Annotated in this window: 22 protein-coding genes; 12 read left to right on the plus strand and 10 right to left on the minus strand. The window is 38.0% G+C overall.

Annotated features, from left to right (window positions below):
- Positions 1-20: 20 nt before the first annotated feature.
- Complete coding sequence (bph, locus tag PYW42_RS02750) at positions 21-554, plus strand: biofilm phosphatase Bph (RefSeq protein WP_002355538.1); 534 nt, start codon at positions 21-23, stop codon at positions 552-554.
- A gap of 86 nt (positions 555-640) precedes the next feature.
- Here the strand turns inward: bph and PYW42_RS02755 are convergent, their stop codons facing one another.
- Positions 641-1,072: a GNAT family N-acetyltransferase gene (locus PYW42_RS02755; protein WP_002358682.1), complete on the minus strand. Its 432-nt coding sequence runs from the start codon at positions 1,070-1,072 to the stop codon at positions 641-643.
- Between the two features lie 75 nt (positions 1,073-1,147).
- Between PYW42_RS02755 and PYW42_RS02760 the strand changes: the two genes are divergently transcribed.
- The 6 genes from PYW42_RS02760 to PYW42_RS02785 all read left to right on the plus strand — a co-directional run bounded on the left by PYW42_RS02760 (position 1,148) and on the right by PYW42_RS02785 (position 8,081).
- Positions 1,148-2,362 carry an AI-2E family transporter gene (locus tag PYW42_RS02760; protein ID WP_002384914.1) on the plus strand — a complete coding sequence of 405 codons (1,215 nt, stop codon included), beginning with the start codon at positions 1,148-1,150 and terminating at the stop codon, positions 2,360-2,362.
- A gap of 174 nt (positions 2,363-2,536) precedes the next feature.
- On the plus strand, positions 2,537-3,916 hold the full coding sequence (locus PYW42_RS02765) for a hemolysin family protein (protein ID WP_002363168.1): 1,380 nt from the start codon (positions 2,537-2,539) through the stop codon (positions 3,914-3,916).
- Between the two features lie 173 nt (positions 3,917-4,089).
- Positions 4,090-5,664, plus strand: a complete 1,575-nt coding sequence (locus PYW42_RS02770; RefSeq protein ID WP_002355543.1) for a peptide chain release factor 3 — start codon at positions 4,090-4,092, stop codon at positions 5,662-5,664.
- Positions 5,665-5,837: 173 nt separating this feature from the next.
- On the plus strand, positions 5,838-6,281 hold the full coding sequence (locus tag PYW42_RS02775; protein ID WP_002355544.1) for a DUF3290 domain-containing protein: 444 nt from the start codon (positions 5,838-5,840) through the stop codon (positions 6,279-6,281).
- 15 nt (positions 6,282-6,296) lie between these two features.
- Entirely contained in the window at positions 6,297-6,944 is a 648-nt protein-coding gene (locus tag PYW42_RS02780; protein WP_002355545.1) for a DUF421 domain-containing protein, read from the plus strand.
- 66 nt (positions 6,945-7,010) lie between these two features.
- The gene (locus PYW42_RS02785) at positions 7,011-8,081 is read left to right on the plus strand and encodes a hypothetical protein (RefSeq protein ID WP_002389651.1); all 1,071 of its coding nucleotides are present in this window, start codon (positions 7,011-7,013) and stop codon (positions 8,079-8,081) included.
- A 42-nt stretch (positions 8,082-8,123) separates the two neighbouring features.
- On the opposite strand, the gene PYW42_RS02790 is transcribed toward PYW42_RS02785, so the two are convergent.
- Together PYW42_RS02790 and PYW42_RS02795 are read right to left on the minus strand one after the other, a co-directional pair.
- A complete protein-coding gene (locus PYW42_RS02790; RefSeq protein ID WP_002355547.1) occupies positions 8,124-8,438 on the minus strand; it encodes a DUF1827 family protein in 315 nt (104 codons plus the stop codon).
- Positions 8,439-8,632: 194 nt separating this feature from the next.
- Positions 8,633-10,873, minus strand: coding sequence for an ATP-dependent Clp protease ATP-binding subunit (locus tag PYW42_RS02795; RefSeq protein ID WP_002386935.1), 2,241 nt, complete (start codon positions 10,871-10,873; stop codon positions 8,633-8,635).
- A gap of 301 nt (positions 10,874-11,174) precedes the next feature.
- Between PYW42_RS02795 and PYW42_RS02800 the strand changes: the two genes are divergently transcribed.
- The 3 genes from PYW42_RS02800 to ptsP all read left to right on the plus strand — a co-directional run bounded on the left by PYW42_RS02800 (position 11,175) and on the right by ptsP (position 13,530).
- Positions 11,175-11,366 carry a hypothetical protein gene (locus PYW42_RS02800; RefSeq protein WP_002366170.1) on the plus strand — a complete coding sequence of 64 codons (192 nt, stop codon included), beginning with the start codon at positions 11,175-11,177 and terminating at the stop codon, positions 11,364-11,366.
- A gap of 170 nt (positions 11,367-11,536) precedes the next feature.
- Positions 11,537-11,803: a phosphocarrier protein HPr gene (locus tag PYW42_RS02805; protein WP_002355551.1), complete on the plus strand. Its 267-nt coding sequence runs from the start codon at positions 11,537-11,539 to the stop codon at positions 11,801-11,803.
- Positions 11,803-13,530 carry a phosphoenolpyruvate--protein phosphotransferase gene (gene ptsP / locus PYW42_RS02810; RefSeq protein ID WP_002361251.1) on the plus strand — a complete coding sequence of 576 codons (1,728 nt, stop codon included), beginning with the start codon at positions 11,803-11,805 and terminating at the stop codon, positions 13,528-13,530. The genes PYW42_RS02805 and ptsP overlap by 1 nt, the downstream gene beginning before the upstream one ends.
- 44 nt (positions 13,531-13,574) lie before the next feature.
- On the opposite strand, the gene PYW42_RS02815 is transcribed toward ptsP, so the two are convergent.
- Genes PYW42_RS02815 through PYW42_RS02825 form a run of 3 tightly spaced genes read right to left on the minus strand, consistent with a single transcriptional unit; the run spans position 13,575 to position 17,857 of the window.
- On the minus strand, positions 13,575-14,654 hold the full coding sequence (locus PYW42_RS02815; protein WP_002411027.1) for a DUF916 and DUF3324 domain-containing protein: 1,080 nt from the start codon (positions 14,652-14,654) through the stop codon (positions 13,575-13,577).
- A gap of 35 nt (positions 14,655-14,689) precedes the next feature.
- On the minus strand, positions 14,690-15,427 hold the full coding sequence (locus PYW42_RS02820) for a WxL domain-containing protein (RefSeq protein ID WP_002358689.1): 738 nt from the start codon (positions 15,425-15,427) through the stop codon (positions 14,690-14,692).
- Positions 15,428-15,481: 54 nt separating this feature from the next.
- Positions 15,482-17,857, minus strand: a complete 2,376-nt coding sequence (locus PYW42_RS02825) for a hypothetical protein (RefSeq protein WP_002411029.1) — start codon at positions 17,855-17,857, stop codon at positions 15,482-15,484.
- A gap of 263 nt (positions 17,858-18,120) precedes the next feature.
- Between PYW42_RS02825 and tig the strand changes: the two genes are divergently transcribed.
- Positions 18,121-19,404, plus strand: a complete 1,284-nt coding sequence (gene tig, locus PYW42_RS02830; protein ID WP_002355556.1) for a trigger factor — start codon at positions 18,121-18,123, stop codon at positions 19,402-19,404.
- Positions 19,405-19,515: 111 nt separating this feature from the next.
- Complete coding sequence (locus PYW42_RS02835) at positions 19,516-20,178, plus strand: hypothetical protein (protein WP_002411030.1); 663 nt, start codon at positions 19,516-19,518, stop codon at positions 20,176-20,178.
- Between the two features lie 46 nt (positions 20,179-20,224).
- Here PYW42_RS02835 and PYW42_RS02840 read toward each other — a convergent pair whose 3' ends face one another.
- From PYW42_RS02840 to PYW42_RS02855, 4 genes are all read right to left on the minus strand, one after another.
- Positions 20,225-22,147: a PTS fructose transporter subunit IIABC gene (locus PYW42_RS02840; RefSeq protein ID WP_002389671.1), complete on the minus strand. Its 1,923-nt coding sequence runs from the start codon at positions 22,145-22,147 to the stop codon at positions 20,225-20,227.
- A 23-nt stretch (positions 22,148-22,170) separates the two neighbouring features.
- Positions 22,171-23,088 (minus strand): 1-phosphofructokinase, encoded by a 918-nt coding sequence (gene pfkB / locus PYW42_RS02845; protein ID WP_002355559.1) that lies wholly within the window; start codon positions 23,086-23,088, stop codon positions 22,171-22,173.
- Positions 23,085-23,837 (minus strand): DeoR/GlpR family DNA-binding transcription regulator, encoded by a 753-nt coding sequence (locus PYW42_RS02850; RefSeq protein ID WP_002389626.1) that lies wholly within the window; start codon positions 23,835-23,837, stop codon positions 23,085-23,087. Before PYW42_RS02850 ends, pfkB begins: the two co-directional genes overlap by 4 nt.
- 135 nt (positions 23,838-23,972) lie before the next feature.
- Positions 23,973-25,532, minus strand: a complete 1,560-nt coding sequence (locus PYW42_RS02855; protein ID WP_002389664.1) for a ClC family H(+)/Cl(-) exchange transporter — start codon at positions 25,530-25,532, stop codon at positions 23,973-23,975.
- Positions 25,533-25,684 lie beyond the last annotated feature (152 nt).

Genomic DNA, 25,684 nt, shown 5'->3' on the forward strand with positions numbered 1-25,684 from the left:
TTGGGGAAAGTTGGGGTATTATGGGAATTCCTAAAGAAGGCGAGTTTGTAACCATTCAGAGTTATAAACATGACGGACATTTACATCGAACGTGGCGTGATACGATGGTACTAAAAACGAGCGAGTATTCTTTAATTGGTGTGAACGATCACACGTTAGTAACGGAATCCGACGGACGTCGGTGGGTGACTCGTGAACCAGCCATTGTTTATTTTCACAAGAAATATTGGTTCAATATAATAGCAATGATTAGAGAAAAGGGGGTTTCGTATTACTGCAATCTGGCTTCGCCATATGTTTTAGATGACGAAGCGTTGAAGTATATTGATTATGATTTAGATATCAAGGTTTTTCCAGATGGTGAAAAACGTTTACTAGACGTTGATGAATATGAATTTCATAGCAAACTAATGGATTATCCAGAAGATATTGACTTCATTTTAAAAGAAAATGTCAAGACTTTAGTGGATTGGATTAATAACGAAAAAGGCCCCTTCTCGCCCGAGTATGTAGATATCTGGTATCAACGTTATCAACAGCTATCAAAAAAATAGCCGATGTAAACAGCCCACAAAAGGAGCTTGGAGCATTAGCCAAATGGCTAATGCTCCAAGCTCTAAATTTTCCGATTTAATTGGTGTTATAGTTCTTTATTCATTTCGTAGTGTTCAATGCCAGCATCCATAAAAGGTGCTCCTGTTTTTTGATAACCTAAACGTTCATAGAAGCCTACAGCGGTGACTTGTGCTCCTAGAGTAATCTTGTGGTAGCCTTGTTCTTTGGCAAAATTTTCCGCCGCTTCCATAATCACTCGTCCATAGTCGGCGCCACGGTAAGCTTTTTCAACGGCCATTCGTTGTAATTTCATAACGCCATTTTCTAGTGGAAGCAAGCGACAAGTTGCGACAGCTACATGATCCGTGTACAAAACAAAGTGAATACAACGTGCTTCATATTCATCGATTTCCATCTCTTCTGGTACCCCTTGTTCCGCTACGAATACGCGTTGACGAAGCCGGACAGCATCTAAATAAAGATCACTCATGGTATCTTTTGTTTGAGCTACATGCATAGAAAAACCCCCAAGTTCAGAATCTGTTTCTATTTTATTATACCACGAAAAAGTTCTAGCAATGAAGTATTCTCAATGACTGAGGGGGGAAGGTGTGATAAAATAAAACAGCAACAATTGAATAAAAATAAAGGAGGAGCCGCTGTGATTAATCGATTTAAAGAATCGAAATTATTTTTCTGGTCAGTTGAATTACTTGTCGTGGCCATGCTATTATTTATTGCTTCGAAAATTAATTTCTTATTTGCACCGATTGGGACATTCTTTTCAACGTTGTTTGCCCCAGTCTTAGTAGCAGGCTTTTTGTATTATTTACTAAATCCTGTGGTCAATCTACTAATGAAGACGAAAATGAAACGAATTTATGCCGTCTTACTGGTATTTTTATTACTAATCATCGCATTAGTTCTGATCTTATTAACAATTATCCCTAAGTTGGCAGATCAGCTAGCTAGTTTAGCATCAAGTATGCCGGATTTCTTTAAACAAGTGGAGACCTGGATTTATGAGATTGCGGAGTTACCTATTTTTAAACAAATTGATTTAACAAGCTATATTGAAAAAATGGATATTTCTTATGCAAATATTATCCAACAATTTTTAAGTAGTTTATCAAGTAGCTTAGGTTCAATCGTATCAACGGTGGCGTCAACCACCATTGTTTTGGTCACTGCGCCATTTATTTTATTTTATATGTTAAAAGATGGAGATAAGCTAGTACCAGCGATTCAACGTTTTTTACCTGAGAAAAGAAAAGATGATATCGTGGATCTTTTAGGACAATTGAACCAAACCTTATCCAGTTATATTAGTGGGCAAGCGATTGAATGTTTATTTGTCGGTACATTTACGATTATTGGGTATTCATTGCTTGGCGTTCGTTATGCCTTTTTATTTGGTGTCATTGCCGGCTTTACGAATTTGATTCCCTATCTAGGCCCTTATCTAGGATTAGCGCCTGCTGTCTTAGTGACCATCTTTAATGAACCCGTCAAAGCAGCCTTATGTTGTTTAGTAGTGCTAGTGGTTCAACAATTGGACGGAAATATTATTTATCCAAACGTTATCGGAAAATCTCTAAAAATCCATCCATTAACGATTATTTTAATTTTATTGGTAGCAGGAAATTTAGCAGGTTTGCTAGGTATTTTCCTCGGTGTTCCATTTTACGCAATCTGCCGGACCATTATCTACTATGTTATTGATATGGTCAAAGCGGGTCGTAGTGAAAAAGTTACCAATGCTGTTCTTTTAGGGAATGAAACAAATACGAAAGAAAATAACGGTTAATGATTGAATCCGCTAATCTTTCGTGCTATGATTTTATGGATTAGGATAGAAAATAACCTGTCATAATACTGATTGTGTCTGTTTCTAAGCCTAACCATAAAAAGAGGAAGAACGTTAAAAGAGTACGAAAGTACAGCCTCGGAATTATCAACAATTAAGGAGAGAGAGAACATTATGAATAATGCTGACCCTGAGAGTCAGTCGCTAATTGCGCAACTTCTATTATTAGTCGTGTTGACGTTTATCAATGCCTTTTTGGCAGCGGCGGAAATTGCAGTCGTATCTGTTAACAAGAATCGTGTGGAACAAAAAGCGGAAGACGGCGACGCAAAAGCTCAAAAATTGCTTAAGGTATTGCAAGACCCCAATAACTTTTTATCCACAATCCAAGTAGGGATTACTTTGGTTAATATCCTATCTGGTGCTTCATTAGCAGAGACTTTATCTAGTCGTTTGGCCCCTGTATTAGGTGGCGGCGCCGCAGCTAAGAGTCTTGCCAGTATCATTATCTTAGCATTGTTAACGTACGTTTCTATTGTATTTGGTGAATTATACCCTAAACGAATTGCTATGAATAAATCAGAAGAAGTCGCTCAATTGACTTCTGGTGCAGTCCGCTTTTTAGGAGTTATCGCGCGTCCCTTCGTTTGGTTGCTATCGGCTTCGACCGATTTATTATCCAAAATCACACCAATGACTTTCGATGATGCCGATTCGAAGATGACACGAGATGAAATGCGCTACATGCTTGAAACAGAAGGTGTTTTGGAAAACGAAGAACTAGAAATGCTACAAGGTGTCTTTTCATTAGATACAAAAGTGGCACGAGAAGTAATGGTTCCTCGGACAGACGCATTCATGGTTGACATCCAAGATGATGTCCAAGAAAACATCAATTTAATTTTAGGAGAAAATTATTCTCGGATTCCTGTTTATAGTGAAGACAAAGATAAAATTGTTGGTATTTTACATACCAAAACGTTACTAAAAGCTGCACGTAATTTAGGCTTTGAAAACATTGAATTAGGCGCGATTATCCAAGAACCATTATTTGTCCCAGAAACCATTTTTATTGATGATTTACTTTATGAGTTAAAACGAACACAAAACCAAATGGCGATTTTACTAGATGAATATGGCGGTGTTGTCGGTTTAGCAACACTAGAAGATTTACTAGAAGAAATCGTTGGTGAAATTGACGATGAAACAGATGAAGTAGAAAATTTATATACACAAGTGGCTGACAATGAATATTTGGTTCAAGGACGCATGTTAATTGACGAATTTAATGAAGTATTTGAAACAGATTTACACATGAGCGATGTTGATACAATGGCAGGTTACTTAATTACAGCATTAGGAACCATTCCTGATGAAGGGGAAAAACCTTCTTTTGAAGTGGGCAATATTAAGTTAACTGCTGAAGAAATGGAAGGCACACGTTTGCTAGTCTTACGCGTTCATTTCTACGATGAAGAAACTGTCGATGAAGAACCAGAAGAAAATCGTCGTTTTTTCCGTAAAGAAATGGAAGATGACGAACCAAGACGTTAAAAATAACCTGTGACATCAGTCGTTTTGACTAATGTCGCAGGTTTTCCTTTTAAAAAACAGCCAACAGCAGCTCTTTATTCTCAAGGCTTGACATGATATACTAGCAAAGGTTAATCAAAAATTATGCTGAAGAAAATAAATAAATAAACATCACAAGTGATAAGGAGATTTTTATGACGATCAATCAAAAAGAAGCAGTCGATAGTCGCCGTACGTTTGCGATTATTTCCCATCCGGATGCTGGGAAAACAACGATTACTGAACAATTATTATTATTTGGGGGCGCCATCCGCCAAGCTGGAACAGTCAAAGGGAAAAAAACAGGGAACTTTGCCAAATCTGACTGGATGGAAATTGAAAAACAACGGGGAATTTCGGTAACGAGTTCTGTGATGCAATTTGACTATCAAGACAAACGGATTAATATCTTGGACACCCCAGGGCATGAGGATTTCTCAGAGGATACGTATCGGACCTTAATGGCCGTGGATAGTGCTGTGATGGTTATTGACAGTGCCAAAGGGATTGAAGCACAAACGAAAAAACTTTTCCAAGTTGTTAAAAAACGTGGTATTCCAATTTTTACTTTTATTAACAAATTGGACCGTGACGGACGGGAACCATTGGAACTTTTAGAAGAATTGGAAGAACTATTGGATATTGAATCTTATCCAATGAACTGGCCAATTGGTATGGGAAAAGGCCTAGAAGGTCTATACGATATTTATAATGAACGTGTGGAATTATATCGTCCAGAAAATAATGGCGGGGAGCGTTTTATTCCTTTAAAAGATGGCGATATCCCAAGCGATTTACCATTGCACAATAACAGCGTTTATCAACAAGTGTTGGAAGATGTTGAGTTATTGGTAGAAGCAGGCGATGAATTTAGCGAGGAAAAAATCGCTCGTGGTGATCAAACGCCAGTCTTCTTCGGTTCTGCTTTGACAAACTTTGGGGTTCAAACATTTTTAGAAACCTTCTTACAATTTGCGCCTGCGCCACATGCGCATAAAACAGAAGAAGGTGGCGAAGTAAGTCCTTATGAAAAAGAATTTTCAGGCTTTGTCTTTAAAATTCAAGCGAATATGAACCCAGCCCATCGTGATCGAATTGCCTTTGTTCGAATTTGTTCAGGTGTTTTTGAAAGAGGCATGGACGTGACCTTAGGTAGAACAGGTAAAAAAGTCAAATTAAGTAACGTGACACAATTTATGGCGGATGCCCGCGAAAACGTCACAGAAGCTGTTGCAGGCGATATTATCGGTGTGTACGACACAGGAAATTACCAAATTGGCGATACTTTGTATGAAGGGAAAATGAATGTTCAATACGAAGAGTTGCCGTCATTTACCCCTGAATTATTCATGAAAGTGACTGCCAAAAACGTAATGAAACAAAAATCTTTCCATAAAGGAATTTACCAACTGGTTCAAGAAGGAGCCATTCAATTATATAAAACATATTTAACAGAAGAATATATCATTGGCGCCGTAGGTCAATTGCAGTTTGAAGTTTTCCAATACCGAATGTCCAATGAATACAATGCTGAAGTAGTAATGACGCCAATGGGTTCTAAAATTGCCCGCTGGATTAATCCAGAAGATTTAGATGAACGCATGAGCTCTAGCCGAAACATTTTGGCACGGGACCGTTTCGACCAACCATTGTTCTTATTTGAAAACCAATTTGCGGAACGCTGGTTTGCAGATAAATATCCAGATGTTGAACTGAAAAGTTTGATGTAAAATTAATTTGTAATCAATCAGTAGCTGAATCTTTAGAAGATTGAAGCTCGGCGCAATCATTCTCAAGATGATTGCGCTGAGCTTTTCTTGTTATAAGGTATTAAAGCAGGCGTGATTGTTTTTTTGAGATAGAATACTTACTATAACGAACCTATCAAGGAGTGGACAAGAACATGAATTTTTATGGCATCGAGTATTTAAAAAGCCAATCTAATTTAAATGATTACTTAAAGTATTTTTTTATTTTTGCTTTGTTAATCGGGCTAGTCATTGTGTTTAGTTTTTATGTGCGACATCAAATTCAAACGAAATATCGTGAATTAAGTATTATTATTTTTTTATCATTATTATTTGTTTTAGGGGTTCAATATTCCAATTATCAACTGAACCAAAATCAGCATTCACAATCTTCACAAATGGTACATTTTGTCGAACAAGTGGCACAGGAAAAAAAGGTTTCTCCAGAAAAAGTTTATGTCAATGGTACACAATTGGCTGACGGAACCATAGTTAAAATTGACGAAGTCTTTTATAAAATGAGTTTAAGTACGGATCAGCAGTCTTATACATTACAAGAAACGTATTTATTAACACCAACGATTGAAATCATAAAGTAAAGTGAGGGAAATTTAATGCAGTTTTATAGTCCAATTATTATTAAATTTGCTTTAGGTATTATTTGTTTAATTGTCCAAATTAATTTGATGGGAAAAGGCAATTTGGCGCCCACATCGGCTATGGACCAAGTGCAAAACTATGTATTGGGGGGCATTATTGGTGGTGTTATTTATAATGATTCAATTACGGTGCTCCAATTTGTATTAGTGTTAATTTTGTGGACATTATTAGTCTTAATTTTAAAATTTGCAAAAGAACACAATCGCTATGTGAAGCAAATTGTGGATGGTAAACCCATTACTTTAATCAAGGATGGACAGGTTGTGGTGAAGGAATGTTTGAAAAATGGTATTTCTGCAAATGATCTAATGTTTAAATTACGAGCAAATGGTATTTATGAAGTCCAGCTTGTTAAACGGGCGGTTTTAGAACAAAATGGTCAATTAACAATCGTCGAATATGGCGATGAAAGTATTCGTTATCCGATTATTGTGGACGGTCAAGCCAACATGGATGTCCTAGAGTTAATCAAAAAAGATGAGCACTGGCTATTAACGCAAATCCAAGAACAAGGATTCCAAAGATTACAGGAAATCTATTTAGGTGAGTATTTATCTGGACAGTTAAGTTTATCGCCGTATGAAGAAAAAACGATTTCTTAGCTATACTTTTCATTCTACTTATATTAAAATTAAATGGTAATTCAATGAGTTTTAAAAGGAGGAAAAATGAAAACTAAAAAGATAGTTGTCGGGTTATTTTGTTCAATGATTATTTTAATGGGGTGCCAACCAGATCAACGAACTGAAAAAATGAAAGAAAGTACTGAATCAGAAGCAGTCCAAGTAACGAGTGGTGCCTCGGCAGCTACTAATGCCACTTCTGTAAAGCAGGAGGAGCAGACAAACACGAATGATCAACCGAAGGAGAGTGCTGCCAAAGTGAGTTATGAGCGTAATGGACATACCTTTGAAGTTGATGCTGTTTCTGGCGCTACAGTAGAAGCTAATAATGGACAATCAGGAATTAGTCCAGAAGAAAAAGCCCAGAAGATGTATTGGTCAGGTCGTCCAGAAATCGGAGAAGTTCAAGGGGATTATTATCATCATGAAGTCGTGTTTGATGGCGGCTATACGGCTTTAATTGATGTCGTTGTTAAGGATCAACAAATTCAGTTAGTGGAATTTGATGAACGTGGACCTAAAAACTATTATTCTGAAGAATGGGCAGGAGTGACAAAACGTTTATCCGGCTATGCAAATTTTCAAGCGAACAACGCCCGAACTGATCAATCGTTAGTGACCGTTGTTAATACGATGACTTTTCTAGAAAATCAAATGGTTGCTGAAAATCGCCTAGATGGCGCATTCCAGACAGCCAAAGGTCAATCCAATAGCGCTAATAATGGCTATCTTCCTGCTGCTAGGGCTTTAGCCAAGGAAATCAAAGAACCTTCAAAAGAACATTATACAAGTCTAACAGAAGATTTTGGGAAGGGGATTTCTGGACGTTTAACTGTTATTACGTTAAAAGATTCAGGGAAAATAACCGATCTTCGTTATGATGAATATTTTGCAGATACAGAAGAAGAGATTAAAGACGCAAAACTGAAGGCTTATTCTCGCCAATCAAAATATTTTTCTAAAGATTATGCTCAAAAATCGGGGGAAAATTTCAAAAAAGAAGTAGATGACTTAAGAAAAAAAGCAATCGAGGAAAATAAATTAGTCAGTCCGACAAATGAGGAAGCCTGGTCGGAAAATTATCAAAGGCTTGTAAAAAAAATAACGTCACAATAAATTAAAAAAACTGCCAAAGTGGGGAAACTTCGGCAGTTTTTTTTAGTTTTCCATGAGGGAAACTTTTAATGGAACAGACACTTCGGTCACATGGTTTAACTCAATGATAGAAATTTCATCTGGGTCATAAGCCTCTTTAGGTAATCGTTTTAACAGTTTTGCTAAAATTTCTTTTACTTCTGTCGGACGAATGCGACGATTTTTATTCATAATCAGAACTTCCACATGGTGAGCTGCTTCTGAATAGACAGCGGTCGTGTTTCCTGCTGAGTAGACTTTTACAAAGTAAGCATCCGTGTTTTCCAATTGTTTATTTACTAATTGTTTGTAGCTATTGGTCACATTCACTAATTTCATTTTATCACCTCATTATAGTTGTGTGCTGCAAAAGAGCGTTTCCAATTATGTACAGGAGTTCCAGATTGAATTTTTTCTATGAGGAACAAGTATACGAATATCTTTCTTCTATTATAGTTTTTTTTGATGAAAATAAAAAGTGAAAAGCATAAAAAAATCCGCACGCATTGTTATTAATGCGTGCGGATTTTTGATTATTCTGCTTGGTCAGATGTTGAAGTTTCTGTTTTAGTCACTTCTTGTGCGCCAGTTACGATAATTTTACCTTCGTTATCTAACGCTGCGACTAATTGATGATTTTCAGGATGATCTAGATAGTATTCAGCAATGCCGTCTTCAATTTGTTCTTGAATTGTTCGACGTAAAGGACGAGCGCCCATTGCAGGATCATAACCTAAATCAACGAGTTTCTCTTTGACTTCTGTTGGAACCTCAATGTGTAATTTTTGTTTAGCTAATAAGCCATTTACTTCTTCTAACATCAAGCTAACAATGTTCATCAGGTTTTCTTTGCTTAATGCTTTGAATTCGATAATACCATCGAAACGGTTAAGGAATTCGGGGGTGAAGAAGTTGTTCAATTGACCTAAAACGGATTTAGTCACACCTTCACGGGCAGCACCGAAGCCAACGTTGGCTTCCACAGCTCCTGTTCCAGCATTACTTGTCATGATAATGATGGTGTCTTTAAAGCTGACTGTACGACCTTGTGCATCTGTTAAACGACCATCGTCGAGAATTTGTAAAAACATGTGTAAAACATCAGGATGCGCTTTTTCAATTTCATCCAATAAAATTAAACTATAAGGATTACGACGGACTTTTTCTGTGAGTTGTCCAGCTTCGTCATACCCAACATAGCCTGGAGGAGAACCAATCAGTTTAGAAACACTGTGTTTTTCCATATACTCACTCATATCAAAACGAACCATCGAATCTTCTGAACCGAATAGCTCAAAAGCTAATTGTTTTGCTAATTCTGTTTTACCAACGCCTGTTGGCCCTACAAATAAGAAGGAACCAATTGGGCGGTTTTGTTTGCCTAGGCCTACACGATTGCGACGAATCGCTTTAGCTACTTTATCGACGGCATCATCTTGTCCGACAACATGAGCTTTTAAGTCAACAGCTAAATTTTTCAATTGGGTTTGTTCTTTTTCTTTTAAGTCACCGACAGGAATGCCAGTTTTTTGTTCCACAATGGCTTCAATATCTTTTTCAGTGATGACGGGTGTTTCTTCATCGCTGATTTGTTTTTCTTTCATTGCTTGTAATTTATTGATTTGATCACGATAATAAGCCGCTTTTTCAAAATCTTCTTCTGCGGAAGCTTGTTGTTTTTGTTGTTCCGCTTCTGCTAATTTTTTATCAATTGTTTTTGGATCGACGAGTTGGATAGTTAGATTCATTTTTGAACCAGATTCATCTAACAAGTCAATCGCTTTATCTGGTAAAAAGCGATCTTGAATGTAACGATTGGATAAGTTTGCTGCTGCGTTAATCGCTTCATCTGTATATTTAACATGATGATAATCTTCATAACGTTTTTGCAAACCATGTAAAATCGTTATGGTTTCGGCAACGGTTGGCTCATCTACTTGGACTGGTTGCATCCGACGTTCTAAGGCAGCATCTTTTTCAATAATACGGTACTCATTTAAAGTTGTGGCACCGACTAATTGTAATTCACCACGTGCTAAGGCTGGTTTTAAAATATTGCCAGCATCCATGTTGCCATCACCAGCAGCACCAGCACCCACAATTTCATGGACTTCATCAATAAATAAAATGACATTTTCAGCTTCAGTGATTTCTTCAATCAATTTTTGCATCCGTTCTTCAAATTGTCCGCGAATACCAGTTCCTTGAACAAGTGAAACCACATCTAAACGAATGACTTCTTTGTCCAATAATTTTTGGGGCACATCGCCATCGACAATTTTTTGGGCTAAACCTTCGACAACGGCTGTTTTACCAACACCTGGTTCACCGATTAAAACGGGGTTGTTTTTTGTACGGCGATTTAAGATTTCAATGACACGCTTAATTTCTTGGTCACGTCCTACCACAGGATCGATATCTCCTTGGCGTGCCGCTTCGGTGATGTTAATCCCATACTCGCCTAGTAAACCTTGACCAGCGCCAGCGCCTCCGCGAGGGGGTTGACCTCCATTACCACCATCACCAAATTGAGTGGGTGGTGTTTGTTGTTCATAAGGATTACCTTGTTGCATTTGGCGAGAAAGAGAACGATATAAATCGTCTAAACTCCCAAAGCCAAAAGGGTCTTGTCCCATATTTTGAGGGGAATTATTTGCTTGATTTTTTAATTTTTGATAGCAGCTTTGGCAATAGTCCAGTTGTTTTCTTTGACCATTCACATTTGCATATAAATGAATTGTTGCTTCATTTTGTTGACAATTTTGACAAATCATTGAATGAAACACATCCTTTCAAAATAACTGAGGCCAGAAAAATAGCTGTTTGCTCTATTATTTCTAGTAAACAGACCATTTTTCCTCAAACCAGCCAAGTACTAGATAGCAAGAATAAATTCTGTCTATAAAATCACTTGACCATTTTTGACCTTTGAGGTTATTATAGCATTTTTTGTAAGAGAATCAAGTAAAAGACCTTGTTTAAAAAAAGGCAAAGATTCGATTTTTTTACAGACAATTGCGCCATTTTCAAGTAAACTATAAGAGTTGATATTTAAGAGAAAGAGTGGTGAAATCAATGGCTGAAAATCCTTTTGTAGAAAAAATTGCTTCATTAAAAGCTGGAGAAATCTCTGAATTAATCGTGGAGCAAAATGAATTTTTCCAATTTCGTGATGCTTGGATTTCTTTGCCTGACCGCGCGGAAATTGTTGGAGAAGCGGGGTTAAATGGACGAATCATTTATCGTTACCAAAAAGAGGAAGAATAGTCAGTGCAAAACATCACGAAATTTAAGCAAAAAGTGTTGTGTAAGATAGAAAAAAATGGTAATCTTAGAAACTGAAAGGGTCTTTTTTCGAGTAGACGTTTGATTTTAGCGTATCAAGAAAGGAAAACCCTAACATAAAAATTTTTTATTTACGAAGGAGACCGATTTATATGGAAAAGAAAGAATTTCACATTGTAGCAGAAACAGGAATTCACGCACGTCCAGCTACTTTATTAGTACAAACTGCAAGCAAATTTAACTCAGATATTAACTTAGAATACAAAGGTAAATCTGTTAACTTAAAATCAATCATGGGCGTTATGTCTTTAGGCGTTGGTCAAGGTTCTGACGTAACAATCACTGTTGATGGTGCTGACGAAGCTGAAGGAATGGCAGCAATCGTTGAAACATTACAAAAAGAAGGATTGGCTGAATAATGTCTGAGATGCTAAAAGGGATTGCCGCAAGTGATGGCGTTGCTGTTGCTAAAGCTTACCTGCTAGTTCAACCTGACTTGTCTTTCAACAAAACTTCCGTAGAAGATACTGATGCAGAAGCAACTCGCTTAGACGATGCTTTAGCAAAATCTACTGAAGAGTTGCAAGCAATTCGCGACAAAGCAGCTCAAAGCCTTGGTGAAGCAGAAGCGCAAGTTTTCGATGCTCATTTAATGGTTTTATCTGACCCAGAAATGGTTGGTCAAATCAAACAAAATATCCAAGACAACAAAGTCAATGCAGAAGCTGCCTTGAAAGAAGTTACGGATATGTATATTGGTATGTTTGAAGCAATGGACGACAATGCTTACATGCAAGAGCGTGCAGCAGATATTCGTGACGTTGCCAAACGTATCTTAGCACATTTATTAGGTGTGACTCTTCCAAATCCTTCAATGATTAACGAAGAAGTAATCGTGGTTGCCCATGACTTAACACCTAGTGATACTGCACAATTAGACCGTACGTATGTTAAAGCCTTTGTTACAGACATCGGCGGACGTACTTCTCACTCAGCAATCATGGCTCGTTCGTTAGAAATCCCTGCAATCGTTGGTACAAAAGAAATTACTGACAAAGTAAAAGCAGGCGATATTTTAGCAGTGAACGGAATCATTGGGGATGTTATTATTGACCCAACAGATGCTGAAAAATCTGAATTTGAAGCAGAAGCAAAAGCTTATGCAGATCAAAAAGCAGAATGGGATAAACTAAAAAATGCAGAAACAGTGACAGCTGACGGCAAACATGTTGAGTTAGCTGCAAACATTGGTACACCAAAAGATTTAGAAGGCGTACACAAAAACGGCGGCGAAGCTGTTGGTTTATATCGTACAGAATTCTTATACATGGATTCATCTGACTTTCCAACTGAAGAGGACCAATACCAAGCGTATAAAGCAGTTCTTGAAGGAATGGAAGGAAAACCAGTTGTGGTTCGTACAATGGATATTGGTGGGGACAAAGAGCTTCCTTACCTAACATTACCACACGAAATGAACCCATTCTTAGGTTACCGTGCATTACGTATTAGCTTATCAGAACTAGGTGACGGCATGTTCCGTACACAAATGCGTGCATTATTACGTGCGTCTGTTCATGGTAACTTACGTATCATGTTCCCAATGGTTGCTACTTTGAAAGAATTTAGAGCAGCGAAAGCAATCTTTGAAGACGAAAAACAAAAATTAGTCAACGAAGGTGTTGAAGTTTCAAACGATATCCAAGTAGGTATTATGATTGAAATTCCAGCAGCTGCCGTATTAGCTGATAAATTTGCCAAAGAAGTAGACTTCTTTAGTGTTGGAACCAACGACTTAATCCAATACACAATGGCGGCAGACCGTATGAACGAACGCGTTTCTTACTTATACCAACCATACAACCCATCAATCTTACGTTTAATTAAAAATGTAATTGATGCAGCACACGCTGAAGGTAAATGGGCTGGTATGTGTGGTGAAATGGCGGGCGATCAAACAGCTGTTCCATTACTATTGGGTATGGGCTTAGATGAGTTCTCAATGAGTGCTACATCTATCCTTAAAACACGTAGCTTGATGAAACGTCTAGACACAACTAAAATGGCTGAACTTGCTGACCGCGCATTAAAAGAATGCGACACGATGGAAGAAGTCGTTGCATTAGTTGAAGAATATACAAAATAATTAAGTGATTATGAAAGCACATCGACAATTGTCGATGTGCTTTTTTATTGTTGCGCTTCGCGTATTTTTTTCTTGAAATAATAAATCGTGCTTCCCAAAATGAATAGAAAAACCAGCGTGATGCTAGTCACCAGTTTCCAAGGGAAATTGGTGTGTTTTTCAGGTGGGAGGTTGACGGCGGTAGCATTGTATTTTTTAGCTTCTTTTTCTTGGATGACTAAGTGTTTTTCCCACGAATAGTCTTGATAGCCATCGTTTGCTTTGATTTTTACAGTATAATTTCCAGGAACAAAAGGTTGTTCCTTTAAGTCAATCCGATAATTAAAATTTGTATTAGGGGCCATTGTTAACGACTCTTGGTGATTTTCGTAGCGAGGTTTAGCTTCTTTTTCATAATATAAAGAGGCATCGACTTGTAATTTTTTAATCATAGCCGCTTGTTTGTTTTGGAGATTCATTAATACGCGGTTACGACCGTTAGCTTGATCGGTTTTTACTTCATTTAAAGATAATTCTGGCTGAACAGGTTCATCTGTTTCACTAAGTAAGACGCCGACTACATAAGAAAAACGATTATTGATGGCCACACCGTTTTCTGAGTGAGCAGGTTGTTCATCTGACTTTTGTTCAAAGTAAAGTCCTCCTAAAACATACCCATTAAATGGTTTTTCCGGTAAAATAAGCTGACATTCAACAGTCTTGGTTGAGTGTTTAGGTAGTTGGATTTCTTTTGGTAATTGCGCAATCTCATTAAAAGTAAAAGGTGCAGATGGATCTTTTTTTGTTTCAGCATGAGAATAATCTGCCAAGCCATTATCATTAGTAATCGCTGCATTGGCTGAAGCTAGCACGGTAATGTCGTTGGCTGTTTGATTCGTTAGTTCGATTTGTAGATTTTGTGTTTGGTTTGGAGCGACACGTAAATCAAAATAACTTGTTTCTTTGGTTCGTTGATTGTCGGGTAAAATGGCTTTTACAGAAAAAGTCATTTCGCTTGCTTCTACAGAATAAGAGCCAATAAAAAATAAAAAAATGATGACGCTAATAGCATGGAGCCATTTAAAAAGCTGCTGATTCATAGTGTGCACTCCTTTTTGACAATTTTTTATAACAAGGTATTGCATGAAGTTGTTTCATGCAATACCTTGGTTGTTTTCTTTTAAAGTGGTGTATCATCCAAAATCCAAGTAAGCGTTGTTTTATATTGTTTAGCTGCAACTTTTTTCGTTGTCGCAGGAACAGTTAATTGAATGCCTTGAGCAGCGGTCGCTCCGCTACCAAAAGCTAATGTCCAAGTGCCCATTCCTGTTGAAAGAGCGGCAGTCGCCACAGGAGAAGTGGCGGCACCAGTTGGATCCAAGGTTACTGGGACCGTTAATGGCGCCAAAGAAAGTAACTGTGTTGAATTGGGTGTTGCTGCTAAAAAGGTCAAGGATGCATTATCCAAAACAGCGGGTGTTGAATCACTTGTAGCAAATTGCGCACTCTGTTTAACTGATAATTTCCAGCCAAGATTTAGACCACGTTTGTCAGTTACTTGAACATAGTTTGGCACGCTAATTAAATCGCCAGTACTATTTTGTACTTGGTCCAGTTGTGCCGAATAGATTGCTGTTCCGGCTTGAATTTGTTTTGATCCAAAATGGATATTTGAAACATAGTCAATACTGAGGGGTCCGGCTGTACCAGGTTGATGAGGATCAGCAGGATTAGGTGTCACAGGCTGAGAAGGGTTCGTCGGATTGACAGGTGGCGTGACAGTATTATCAAGAGCAAACGTAATATCAGCGTTGGATTGAATAGAAGCGACTTGGGCTGCTTCAACTTTTGGACTATTTAAAAGCATAAGAGGCGTAGCAACGAACAAAATGCTTGAAATGCGCACGATCTTTTTCATTTTTTATTCCTTCTTTCTTGTTTATTTTTAACTTTTAAAAAAGCTAAATCCTAATTAGAGGGGTGTATCAGAAAGAATCCATTGTAATTCGGCAGTGTAAGATTCTTTGACCGTTAAGTTAAGGTCAGGAGCAACGCTTAAAAAAAGTCCATTTTGTTGGTTCCAAGGAATTTCTACATTGTTATCGTCCGTTGCGGTGTATTGATAAACTTCGGTTGCTAAAGAGGAGATAGGAAAATCACTGCCATTTTTTCGATAAATGAAAGCTTGCTGGATCGTTTTATTTGTAGAAGTTGAATGCATGGGCTGACTCTCTCTTACCAACAAATGCCATGGTGTTTTTGCAACACGACCATCGGCAATGAGGAAAGGAGCGCTAATGGTCGATGGTGAGTAGAGGGTTCGTTTGCTGGGAAAAGGTAAATTTTTAAAGGAAACTGTAGTTGGCATCTGCACAAAACGGAGGGTACCGTTTTTGATAGGTAAAGACTGTTCCTTAGTGATTGGCGTAATTGGCGTTCCGCCACCATCATTGCCAGTAACCGTGCTAGAAAATAAAAGAAATTGGTTTATCCATTCTTCTGTAACCGTTGCTGTATATTGTAAGGTGAATTGTGTATTGGCTTCCGTAAAATTATCTGCTGGCAGCGAATTGTGATAACTCCAATACGGCAAACCAGTGGAACTATCAGTTAAAAGTTGAAGCCCAGCTATTGGCGTACTTAAACCTGCTGCTGATTGTTTTGTTAATGTAGCAGCTGAAAGTTGGGACAGTCCTTTAGGCACCGTTGCTCGTAATTGCTGATTCATCCACGTTGCTGGTTGATTGGTTAAACGTGTGGTTAACGTAAAACGAATGATTTGACCACTTACGACAGAGTTTGCAGCTTCCCAGAGCCCTTGTGCATTTTTCCGCTCAATGATTTGCGTGACCGTTAGTTGAGGCACAGAATAAGCAACTGTTTGAGAAACAGTAGAACTGGTTAGCAAAGGCAGGCCAGTGCGATTGCTGAGCCCTTGGACCCACAAGCTGACCGTTTCTCCTCCTTGGAAAGTGGGTAAATTAGCAAATTGAAAATGGCCATTGGAATCTAAGGACGTTGTGTAAATAGAACCACCATTTATTTGTACTTTAACTTGATAGGTTCCGTTAGATACTTGAGAAGCTTTACCTGAAAGTTGAGTTGAGCCGGCATTGGCGACTACGTTTGTGACTGGTTGGATTGACCAATTGACACTTTGGTCAGCTGAGGGGCTGCTTTGAATATAGTCGGTTGACGTTTTGGAACGAGCAAAGACAATTGTAGAGAGCGTGTCGCCATATTCTAATGGTGAAGCTAACGATGTCGAGAAATTTCCGGCTGCATCGACAGAAATCCCTTTCACCACAATGGGGGTAGTGGTGCCATCATGGCGGTTCAAGGTTAATTGAACAGAGTAGTTATAGTTTGGGTCTTGTACTTGTTGAATGGTCCCTGTTACAGTAGTGTCCAGATGATTTGGTTGAGTTAGTTTGGCTGGTGTGACTTGAGGAACGGGGTAATTACCTAAACTAAGTTGAGCTTTGCTAATTACGCCTGTTTTTGTATTGTTCCCAATAATAATATTAATTGCACCTAATCCAGTGCCGACATCTGTAAAGGTTCCTCGAATCGGATAGTCTTTGCCGTTAAGAGCAGGAGGGATTGAAATTCCTCGTTTATAAAGTGCACCCACATCAAACGAAATGGCGGCAGACCATTTGGTTCCGGGAAGTAACACCAAGGTGCTACTTGGAAAAGTCAGATAAACAGAATGATAAGTGCTACTATAAGAGAGGCTGACGCCGTTAGTTGAACTGTGAATATCTTGAGTGGCTGTTCCTGGATAACTGACAGTCCCTGTTAAAAGAGTCAGAAAATCTTGTTGCTTTAGAGTGTCGTTATCTAACTGGCTTGAAATTTCTGTAGGAAGTTGAATAGCAATAATCGGTCGATCATTAATTGCTAAGCCGATAAGTGTCACACTGTATTCATACGAAAGTGTGATAATATCTTGGTTATACGTTCCCGTGCTTAAGGTACTTTTTAAGGTGCTATTACCAACAGAAACACTAGCTGGCGTAGGTGCCATAGGTTCATCGTTTTCAGAGGAAGCATGGGTTTGCTCGGTTTCTTGTTCCACGATATCGGTTGCTTGAGTTGTTTGTTGTTCTGTTGAAACTGAAGTAAATGTTTCACTAAAAGTAGAGGCGTGAGTTGTAGGGTTCAGTGTTTCAGAATGAGCTATCAAAGGTTGAGTCAGCGATAAAAAAAGCCATGATATGATGCAAGAAAAGATTCCCCATACGAACTTATTCAAAACCATCCTCTCCTTTTTTGATATTATATGTATAATGACTAAAATATATAATGCGTAAATATTGAGTACATACATTCTATAATGGGCCATTCATAAAGTAAAGCGATTACATCCGATGGTTAACAAGATATTTTGTTCACAATCTTTTAGTGTTTTAAGAAGGAAATTTCTCGAAATTCTATGCTTTTTTAATCCGAAAAAATTAAAAAACTGATAGTTTGCTAAAAATCGAGTCTTTCTTTCACTTCTTAGCACTTAAAATATTTACATTTTCCTAGGGATAGTGTACTATTTAAAGGTATGCATAAATAAAGTTTGATGTATAAAATTAAATGTTATTCGGAGGGAAACAAATGTCTGCGAAATGGGAAAAAAAAGGCACTAATGATGGTGTATTAACTTTTTCAATCGAACAAGCAGTAATCGAAAAAGGATTAACGCAAGCGTTCAATAAAGTGAAAAAAAACTTAAACGTACCTGGTTTCCGTAAAGGAAAAGTATCACGTACTGTTTTTAACCGTATGTATGGAGAAGAAGCGTTATACGAAGATGCGTTAAACGCTGTTTTACCAGAAGCATATGAAGCGGCTGTATTAGAAGCAGGAATTGAACCAGTAGCACAACCAAAAATTGATGTTGAAAGCATGAATAAAGGGGAAGACTGGGTTATCACTGCTGAAGTAACTGTAAAACCTGAAGTAAAATTAGGCGAATACAAAAACTTAACAGTGTCTAAACAAGACCGTGAAGTAACAGATGAAGACGTGGAAGCACGTTTGAAACGCGAACAAGAATCTCAAGCTGAATTAGTAATCAAAGAAGATGCCGCTGCTGAAAATGGCGACACTGTAGTTATCGACTTTGAAGGCTTCTTAGGCGACGAAGCATTTGAAGGCGGCAAAGGCGAAAATTACTCATTAGAATTAGGTTCTAATTCATTTATTCCAGGCTTTGAAGACCAATTAGTTGGCAAAAAAGCTGGCGAAGAAGTAGAAGTAAACGTTACTTTCCCTGAAGATTACCAAGCAGAAGATTTAGCTGGTAAAGAAGCAGTTTTCAAAGTAACTGTTCATGAAGTAAAAGCAAAAGAATTACCAGAATTGGATGATGAATTTGCAAAAGACGTTGACGATTCAGTAGAATCATTAGACGAATTAAAAGAAAAATTCCGTAAAGAATTGACAGAAGCAAAAGAAGCAGCAGCTGAAGAAGCAAAAGACGAAGAAGCAATTCGTTTAGCTGTTGAAAATGCTGAAATCGTTGAATTACCACACGTAATGGTTCACGACGAAGTTCACCGTTCAATGGATGAATTCTTAAACAACATGCAACGCCAAGGAATTTCTCCTGAAATGTACTACCAATTAACTGGTTCTACAGAAGAAGATTTACACAAACAATTTGAAGGCGAAGCAGAAACACGCACAAAAACAAACTTAGTGATTGAAGCAGTTGCCAAAGCTGAAAACATCGAAGTAACACAAGAAGACATCGATGCTGAAGTGAAAGATTTAGCAGAACAATACAACATGCCTGAAGCGCAAGTACGTAAAGTATTAAACAACGACATGTTAGAACACGATATTCGTATGAAACGTGCTGTTGAAACAATTACTGAAACAGCTGTTGAAAAATAAACATTTTTAATAAGCTCTTCATTCGATAGAGTTTTCTAAAACTGTAGATGGAAGGTGTCTTTCATCTACAGTTTTTTTCATATAAAATAACTTTTGAAAGGGTGTGTTAAAATGGATAAAAATTATTCGAAAATTAAATATGGATTAGTGGTGTTTGGCATCTTATGCTTGACGTACAATCTCTGGGAATTTTTTACGGCTAAGTATTCAACAAAACAAGGTGTGACGTTTGTTATCGAATGTTTACTTGGAATTGGTCTAATCTTTTTACCGGATCTTGTCAATAAATTTTTAAAAATTATTATGCCACCGACTATCGTTTATTTTTACTGGTTTTTCTTATTTATTTCAGTATTCCTAGGAACCTCGTTGCATATGATCTCAATCATTTCGTTCTGGGATAAAATTTTACACTTTGTTAGTCCGATGCTGTTAACTGCTGTGGGTTATGGTATTGCTGCTTTCCTATTGAAGAAAACGAAGTACGCCGATGTTTCCCCGTGGTTATTTTTATTATTTGGGTTTGCATTTGCAGGGCTTTGTGGCGTCTTCTGGGAATTCTGGGAATTTATCTGCGATTCATTAGGGAACATGAACTTACAACGCTATAATATGTCCAACGGCCAACCATTTATTGGGCGTGCTGCTTTAATGGATACGATGGGGGATTTATTTACCAATACCCTTGGGGCCTTTGTGATGGGCGTGTACACGTATATCAGAAGCAAAGGAAATCCTAAGTATTTAGAAAATTATGCGATAAAGAGAAAATAATAAAAAAGCGATTCAACCATGGTTGAATCGCTTTTTTGCTGTTTTTTTAAGCAGGTACTTCGACAGGTTTTTTCAAAAGTCCGTAGACAATTCCTGAAATAATCGCCCCAATTAAGATGAACAATAGATATAGTAATGGATTACTTAATAGGAAGACGACGAAGATTCCTCCATGTGGTGCCAATAATTTGATACCAAACGCACCAACCAACGCACCAGTAAAGGCAGAACCTACCACCAAACTTGGAATCACACGTAATGGGTCAGCTGCTGCAAAAGGAATTGCCCCTTCAGTGACAAAAGAAAGTCCCATTACAATATTGGTTAAGCCGGCATCTTGTTGATCTTTTGTAAATTTATTTTTAAATAAACGAGTTGCTACGAAAATTGCTAATGGAGGAACCATTCCGCCAGCCATTACAGAAGCCATGACCACGCTGCCACCTTCTGCAACAGTACTTGCTAGCGTAGCTGTACCGAAAACATAAGCAGCTTTGTTAACTGGTCCACCTAAGTCGATGGCCATCATACCAGCTAATAAGGCACCAAGTAAAGCAGCATTTGTGCCATCTAAGCCAAGTAGGAAATGATTTAACGCATCATTAATTGCTTTCATCGGGATGTTAATGACTAACATTAATAGGCCCGTAATAATCAAACCAAAAACTGGATAGAATAAAATGGTTTTAATTCCATCTAATGATTTTGGCAAGCCTTTGAAGACTTTACGTAAAAGAACCACTACATAACCAGCTAAGAAACCACCGATTAGGGCCCCAAGGAACCCAGCGCCTCCAGCGTTTGCTAACGCACCAGCGGCGAAACCAGCAACTAAGCCTGGACGATCCCCAATACTAGAAGCAATAAAACCAGCTAAGACAGGTAACATAAAGCCAAATGCTGCGCCACCAATTTGGTTAAACCAGCTAGCTACGTCATTGTAATTCCCTAAATTGGCTAATTGATCTTGAGGAACCCCGATAAATTGATCAATCATAAAGGAAAGAGCAATGGCAATTCCGCCACCAATAACGAAAGGTAACATATGAGAAACACCATTCATTAAATCTTTATAGATACGAGAACCGATTGAACCTTCCGCTGAATCCTCTTGGTCGCTTGCAGCCGAGTCACTGCCATGGAAAGTAGGAGCTTCACCACTAATGGCTAAGTTAATTAGTTCTTCGGTTTTACGAATTCCATCACTGACGGGACGATTGACTAATTTTTTGCCATCAAAACGATTCATTTCTACTTTTTTATCGGCTGCGACAATCACGCCATCAGCACGAGCAATATCTTCAGCAGTTAAACGATTTTTAATTCCTTCTGAACCGTTTGTTTCTACTTTAATGTCTACGCCCATTTCTTTTGCTTTTTTCTTCAGCGCATCTTCGGCCATGTAAGTATGAGCAATTCCTGTAGGACAAGCAGTCACAGCAATAATATATTTACGATTGCTTTCTGGTGCTGGCGTTGTTTGTTCTTGTTCTGCTTTTTCTTCCGCTTCTTTTTGATCTTCTGCTGCTTGGAAAAGAGCTTGTACTGCTTCTGGAGTTTCCGCTTCTTTCAATTTACCAACAAATTCTGGATCGATAAGTAATCGAGAAAGGGCCGCAAGCGCTTGGAGATGTGTATCATTGGCGCCTTCTGGAGCAGCAATCATGAAGAATAGATAAGTAGGTTGTCCATCTAGTGCTTCATAATCAACACCTTTTTTACTTTTAGCGAAAAGAACTGTCGGTTCTTTTACGGCACTGTTTTTTGCGTGAGGCATAGCGATGCCGTCGCCTAAACCAGTCGATGTTTGTGCTTCGCGTTTTAAAATTCCTTCTTTGTAAGTGTCAATGTCAGAGATGCGGCCACCATCGTATAATTTTTGGACCATTTCATCAATCGCGCCTTTTTTATCAGTAGCTTGTAAATCCATAATCATGACATCTTTTATTAATAAATCATTAATGTTCACTCTATTTTCCTCCCTTAGTGGATTTATTCTGAAATTTTTTCAATTGTTACTTCGTGAATAAGTTCTTGGATAAAATCTTCTGAGGCTAAATCATCAGAAAAAGCAGTCGCGCTACCGCAAGCGACACCCCATTTGAAAGCCTCTAAAGGATCTTGTGTTTTTGAAAAGTTGCCAATAAAACCAGCAATCATTGAGTCGCCAGCGCCGACAGAATTTTTCAGTGGACGTTCTAAAACGTTGGAACGATAAACACCTTCTGTTGTGAAAAGTAATGCACCATCACCAGCCATTGAGATAATTACGTGTTGCGCTCCTTCTTCTAGTAACCGATGTCCATAAGGTAAAATATCTTCAACACTTGTAAAGGTTGTATGATATAATTCTGCCAACTCATGATTATTTGGCTTGACCAATAAAGGCTTTTGTGACAAAGCGTTCATTAAATCTTCACCTGTCGTATCAATAACAAATTCTGCGCCTTTTTCCTTCACAATTTGGATTAATTCTTCGTAAAATCCTTTGCGTAGAGAAGCAGGTGTACTTCCTGAAAGAACAACAATATCACCAGCCTGAACACGACTAACTGCTTGTTTTAGTTCTTGAATTTCTTCGTTTGTTAGAGCAGGTCCTAAGCCGTTAATTTCTGTTTCAGTATCTGATTTCAATTTAATGTTGATTCGTGTATCAGCAGACACGGGAGTGAAATTCGTTTGGATTTCTTCTTTTTTCAACCAATCGGCAATGAATGAGCCTGTAAAACCACCTAAAAAACCTAAGGCAGTGGATTCTGTCTCCATACGTTTTAAGATACGTGAAACGTTGATTCCTTTGCCGCCAGGTAATTTAAAATCATTCGTCATCCGATTTAAATCACCAATTTGTAGATGATCGACATGAACGATAAAGTCGATAGAAGGGTTTAAAGTCACTGTGTAAATCATTTGTTTGCCTCCATTAAAATAGTTTTTTGCTGGAATCCTTGAAGCGATTCAGCAGGGCAGTAGTCAGTTAGTAAAGTAACTGACTCTAATTCTTCCACTTTGGTAAACGTTACTTCATTAAATTTTGTATGATCCAGTAAAACATAGGCTGTTTCTGCTTGATGAATAGCCAAGGCTTTTAGCGCTGCTTCTTCGGGATCAGGCGTCGTTAAACCAAACTCTAAATGTGCGCCGTTAGTTCCTAAAAAAGCTTTGTTAAAACGAAAATGTTGTAGCTGTTCCATACTAGTGGCACCAATGATTGCTTTAGTGGAGAGCTTCAAAGTACCACCAAGCATAATAGTGGGAATTTCCATATCGCTAAGTTTTGCAGCGTGATGCACGGAATTCGTCACTACATGGATTTGTTTCCCAACTAAAAAAGGGATCATTTCTAACGTGGTTGAACCAGCATCTAAATAGATCATATCGCCATCTTGTACACAACTAGCTGCTAAAGAAGCAATCTTTTGCTTTTCGTGCGTGTTTTTGATTGATTTTTCGGTCATGTTTTGTTCAAAGCCTAAATTAAGAATACGCTTAGCTCCGCCGTGAATGCGTTCTAACAAATTGGCGTCTTCTAATTCTTGTAAATCGCGGCGGATTGTGGATTCTGAAGCATTGAATAAGTTAGCAAGTTCTTGTGATTTGACGACTGATTTTTGATCTAACAATTGTAAAATTTTTTGATGTCGTTCTTCCGTAAGCATTTTCATCCCTCATTTCATGGATATAATAGCACAAATGAAAACGCTAATCAATCTAAAACGGTCAAAAACATTCAAAAAAATTAAAAAACAGTCATAAAAAAAGAAAGCTGCTGAACCTGAGTTCAGCAGCTTTCTTTAATTCACTAAATCATTCGGTAAAGTTTTTTGATAAATCTCTTTTTTGACTTGGTAAGCGAGTTTTTCATCGGTCAAAATAATGAGCACATCGCCAACATGCATAACAGTATCACCATGTGTTAAAATTTCCGATTCACCACGCCGAATGGAAGTGAGCAACATTTGTTTAGGCCAGACAAAATCACGTACCATCGTATCATCTAAGGAACTTTCTGCAGTGATAGGTAATTCGATAATCGTTTTGTGGCCACGAATATTACTTACTTTAGAAGGAACCAAACGTTCTAATAAGCTTTCATAAATTGGCTTACCGCCAAGACTATCGATGGTAATATAACTAACTAAAGCGACAACCCCTAAAGACATTAAATGAGAAAAATTGCCGACCATTTCTGTTACTAAAATAATCGCTGTTAACGGTGCTTTACCAATCGCAGTAAAATAACCAGCCATGGAAAAAATTAAAAAGTTTTTCACAAAAATTGGATCCATCCCTACGTATTGGACAAGTAGACTACCATACAATGTTCCGATAATGGCACCTAAAGTTAGAATAGGCAAGAAAATACCACCAGGGAGATTCGAACCGTAAGAAACCATTGAAAAAACAAAACGTAAAACCAGTAAGCCGACTAAAGCCCAAATCGTGGCCGGTTGATTGCCTAAAGCTAAAACAATTTGATTCCCACCGCCAAGTAAATGTGGAAAGAAATAACCAATCGGTAAAATCAAAATAAAAGGAACAAAACCATAATAATTAGAAGAAAGGCCTTTGATTTTTCCATATACTTTTGGTAAGGACAACAATGTTTTTTGATATATCCAACCTAATAATCCTAGCAAAACGCCCAGCAGGACTAATGTCCAATAGTACTCTAAAGGCAAAGATTTAACCGGACCAATATAAAGAACTGGTTGCAATCCGAAGAAATGCAAAGAAACAAAGTTAGCGGAAATGGCCGCAGAAAAAGAGGTTAACCAAACTAAAGGTGAAAAGGAATGGTGAACCTCTTCTAGAACAAATAAAAGTCCTGCGATTGGTGCATTAAAAGCGGCGGCTAAACCAGCACTGGCACCACTACTGATTAAAATTTTTTCTTCAGACTTGGTGCTTTGCCGCCATTGACTATAGCCTTGTCCAACCACTGCACCTAGTTGAATTGAAGGACCTTCACGTCCCAAAAATAGCCCAGGACTAATCGCTAAGATCCCACCGATAAATTTTTTCCAAAGCACTGGAAACCAGTGAATTTCTAATTGACCTTGAAGTTGTCCTTCCACTTGGGGAATGCCACTGCCTTTAATTGCTGGTTCGCTTTTGATCAGTCGTCCTAATAAATAAGCAAGCACGAGAGAAAATAAGAACCAAGGAATCATCCAAAAGGGTTTTTCGTGAAACGTTTGATACAGATGCACGACTTGTTCGCCAATTTTTTCAATGCCTAAGCGAAATAAGCTGACAACGAAGCCGACCAGGATTCCGACGACGATACCTTTAAGGATAAAGCCGATTCGGGTACCATCTAATTGTTTAATTTCATGTACATCATTATTCATTTCAATTTTAGCCTCCATCACTACTTACTAATGTACTGCGGTTTGACTTGATTTACAAGAAAATTTCATATAAAAAGAAAAAGATTTTTTGTTCTTTTCTAAAGAACTTCAAAGGGATTTTTGGTATACTGTATAAGATTGAAAAAAGAGAG

Origin of the sequence: Enterococcus faecalis (assembly GCF_029024925.1) — a bacterium.
Taxonomy (GTDB): domain Bacteria; phylum Bacillota; class Bacilli; order Lactobacillales; family Enterococcaceae; genus Enterococcus; species Enterococcus faecalis.

Coding starts and splice junctions, on each gene's coding strand:
- PYW42_RS02805 (WP_002355551.1), top strand. CDS start 11,537: ATGGAAAAGAAAGAATTTCACATTGTAGCAGAAACAGGAATTCACGCA.
- PYW42_RS02775 (WP_002355544.1), top strand. CDS start 5,838: ATGAATTTTTATGGCATCGAGTATTTAAAAAGCCAATCTAATTTAAAT.
- pfkB (WP_002355559.1), bottom strand. CDS start 23,088: ATGATTTACACAGTGACTTTAAACCCTTCTATCGACTTTATCGTTCAT.
- PYW42_RS02800 (WP_002366170.1), top strand. CDS start 11,175: ATGGCTGAAAATCCTTTTGTAGAAAAAATTGCTTCATTAAAAGCTGGA.
- PYW42_RS02850 (WP_002389626.1), bottom strand. CDS start 23,837: ATGCTTACGGAAGAACGACATCAAAAAATTTTACAATTGTTAGATCAA.
- PYW42_RS02795 (WP_002386935.1), bottom strand. CDS start 10,873: ATGATTTGTCAAAATTGTCAACAAAATGAAGCAACAATTCATTTATAT.
- PYW42_RS02770 (WP_002355543.1), top strand. CDS start 4,090: ATGACGATCAATCAAAAAGAAGCAGTCGATAGTCGCCGTACGTTTGCG.
- PYW42_RS02760 (WP_002384914.1), top strand. CDS start 1,148: ATGACTGAGGGGGGAAGGTGTGATAAAATAAAACAGCAACAATTGAAT.
- PYW42_RS02815 (WP_002411027.1), bottom strand. CDS start 14,654: ATGCAATACCTTGTTATAAAAAATTGTCAAAAAGGAGTGCACACTATG.
- PYW42_RS02790 (WP_002355547.1), bottom strand. CDS start 8,438: ATGAAATTAGTGAATGTGACCAATAGCTACAAACAATTAGTAAATAAA.
- PYW42_RS02835 (WP_002411030.1), top strand. CDS start 19,516: ATGGATAAAAATTATTCGAAAATTAAATATGGATTAGTGGTGTTTGGC.
- ptsP (WP_002361251.1), top strand. CDS start 11,803: ATGTCTGAGATGCTAAAAGGGATTGCCGCAAGTGATGGCGTTGCTGTT.
- PYW42_RS02755 (WP_002358682.1), bottom strand. CDS start 1,072: ATGCATGTAGCTCAAACAAAAGATACCATGAGTGATCTTTATTTAGAT.
- PYW42_RS02765 (WP_002363168.1), top strand. CDS start 2,537: ATGAATAATGCTGACCCTGAGAGTCAGTCGCTAATTGCGCAACTTCTA.
- bph (WP_002355538.1), top strand. CDS start 21: ATGGGAATTCCTAAAGAAGGCGAGTTTGTAACCATTCAGAGTTATAAA.
- PYW42_RS02820 (WP_002358689.1), bottom strand. CDS start 15,427: ATGAAAAAGATCGTGCGCATTTCAAGCATTTTGTTCGTTGCTACGCCT.
- PYW42_RS02785 (WP_002389651.1), top strand. CDS start 7,011: ATGAAAACTAAAAAGATAGTTGTCGGGTTATTTTGTTCAATGATTATT.
- PYW42_RS02780 (WP_002355545.1), top strand. CDS start 6,297: ATGCAGTTTTATAGTCCAATTATTATTAAATTTGCTTTAGGTATTATT.
- PYW42_RS02825 (WP_002411029.1), bottom strand. CDS start 17,857: ATGGCCCATTATAGAATGTATGTACTCAATATTTACGCATTATATATT.
- PYW42_RS02855 (WP_002389664.1), bottom strand. CDS start 25,532: ATGAATAATGATGTACATGAAATTAAACAATTAGATGGTACCCGAATC.
- tig (WP_002355556.1), top strand. CDS start 18,121: ATGTCTGCGAAATGGGAAAAAAAAGGCACTAATGATGGTGTATTAACT.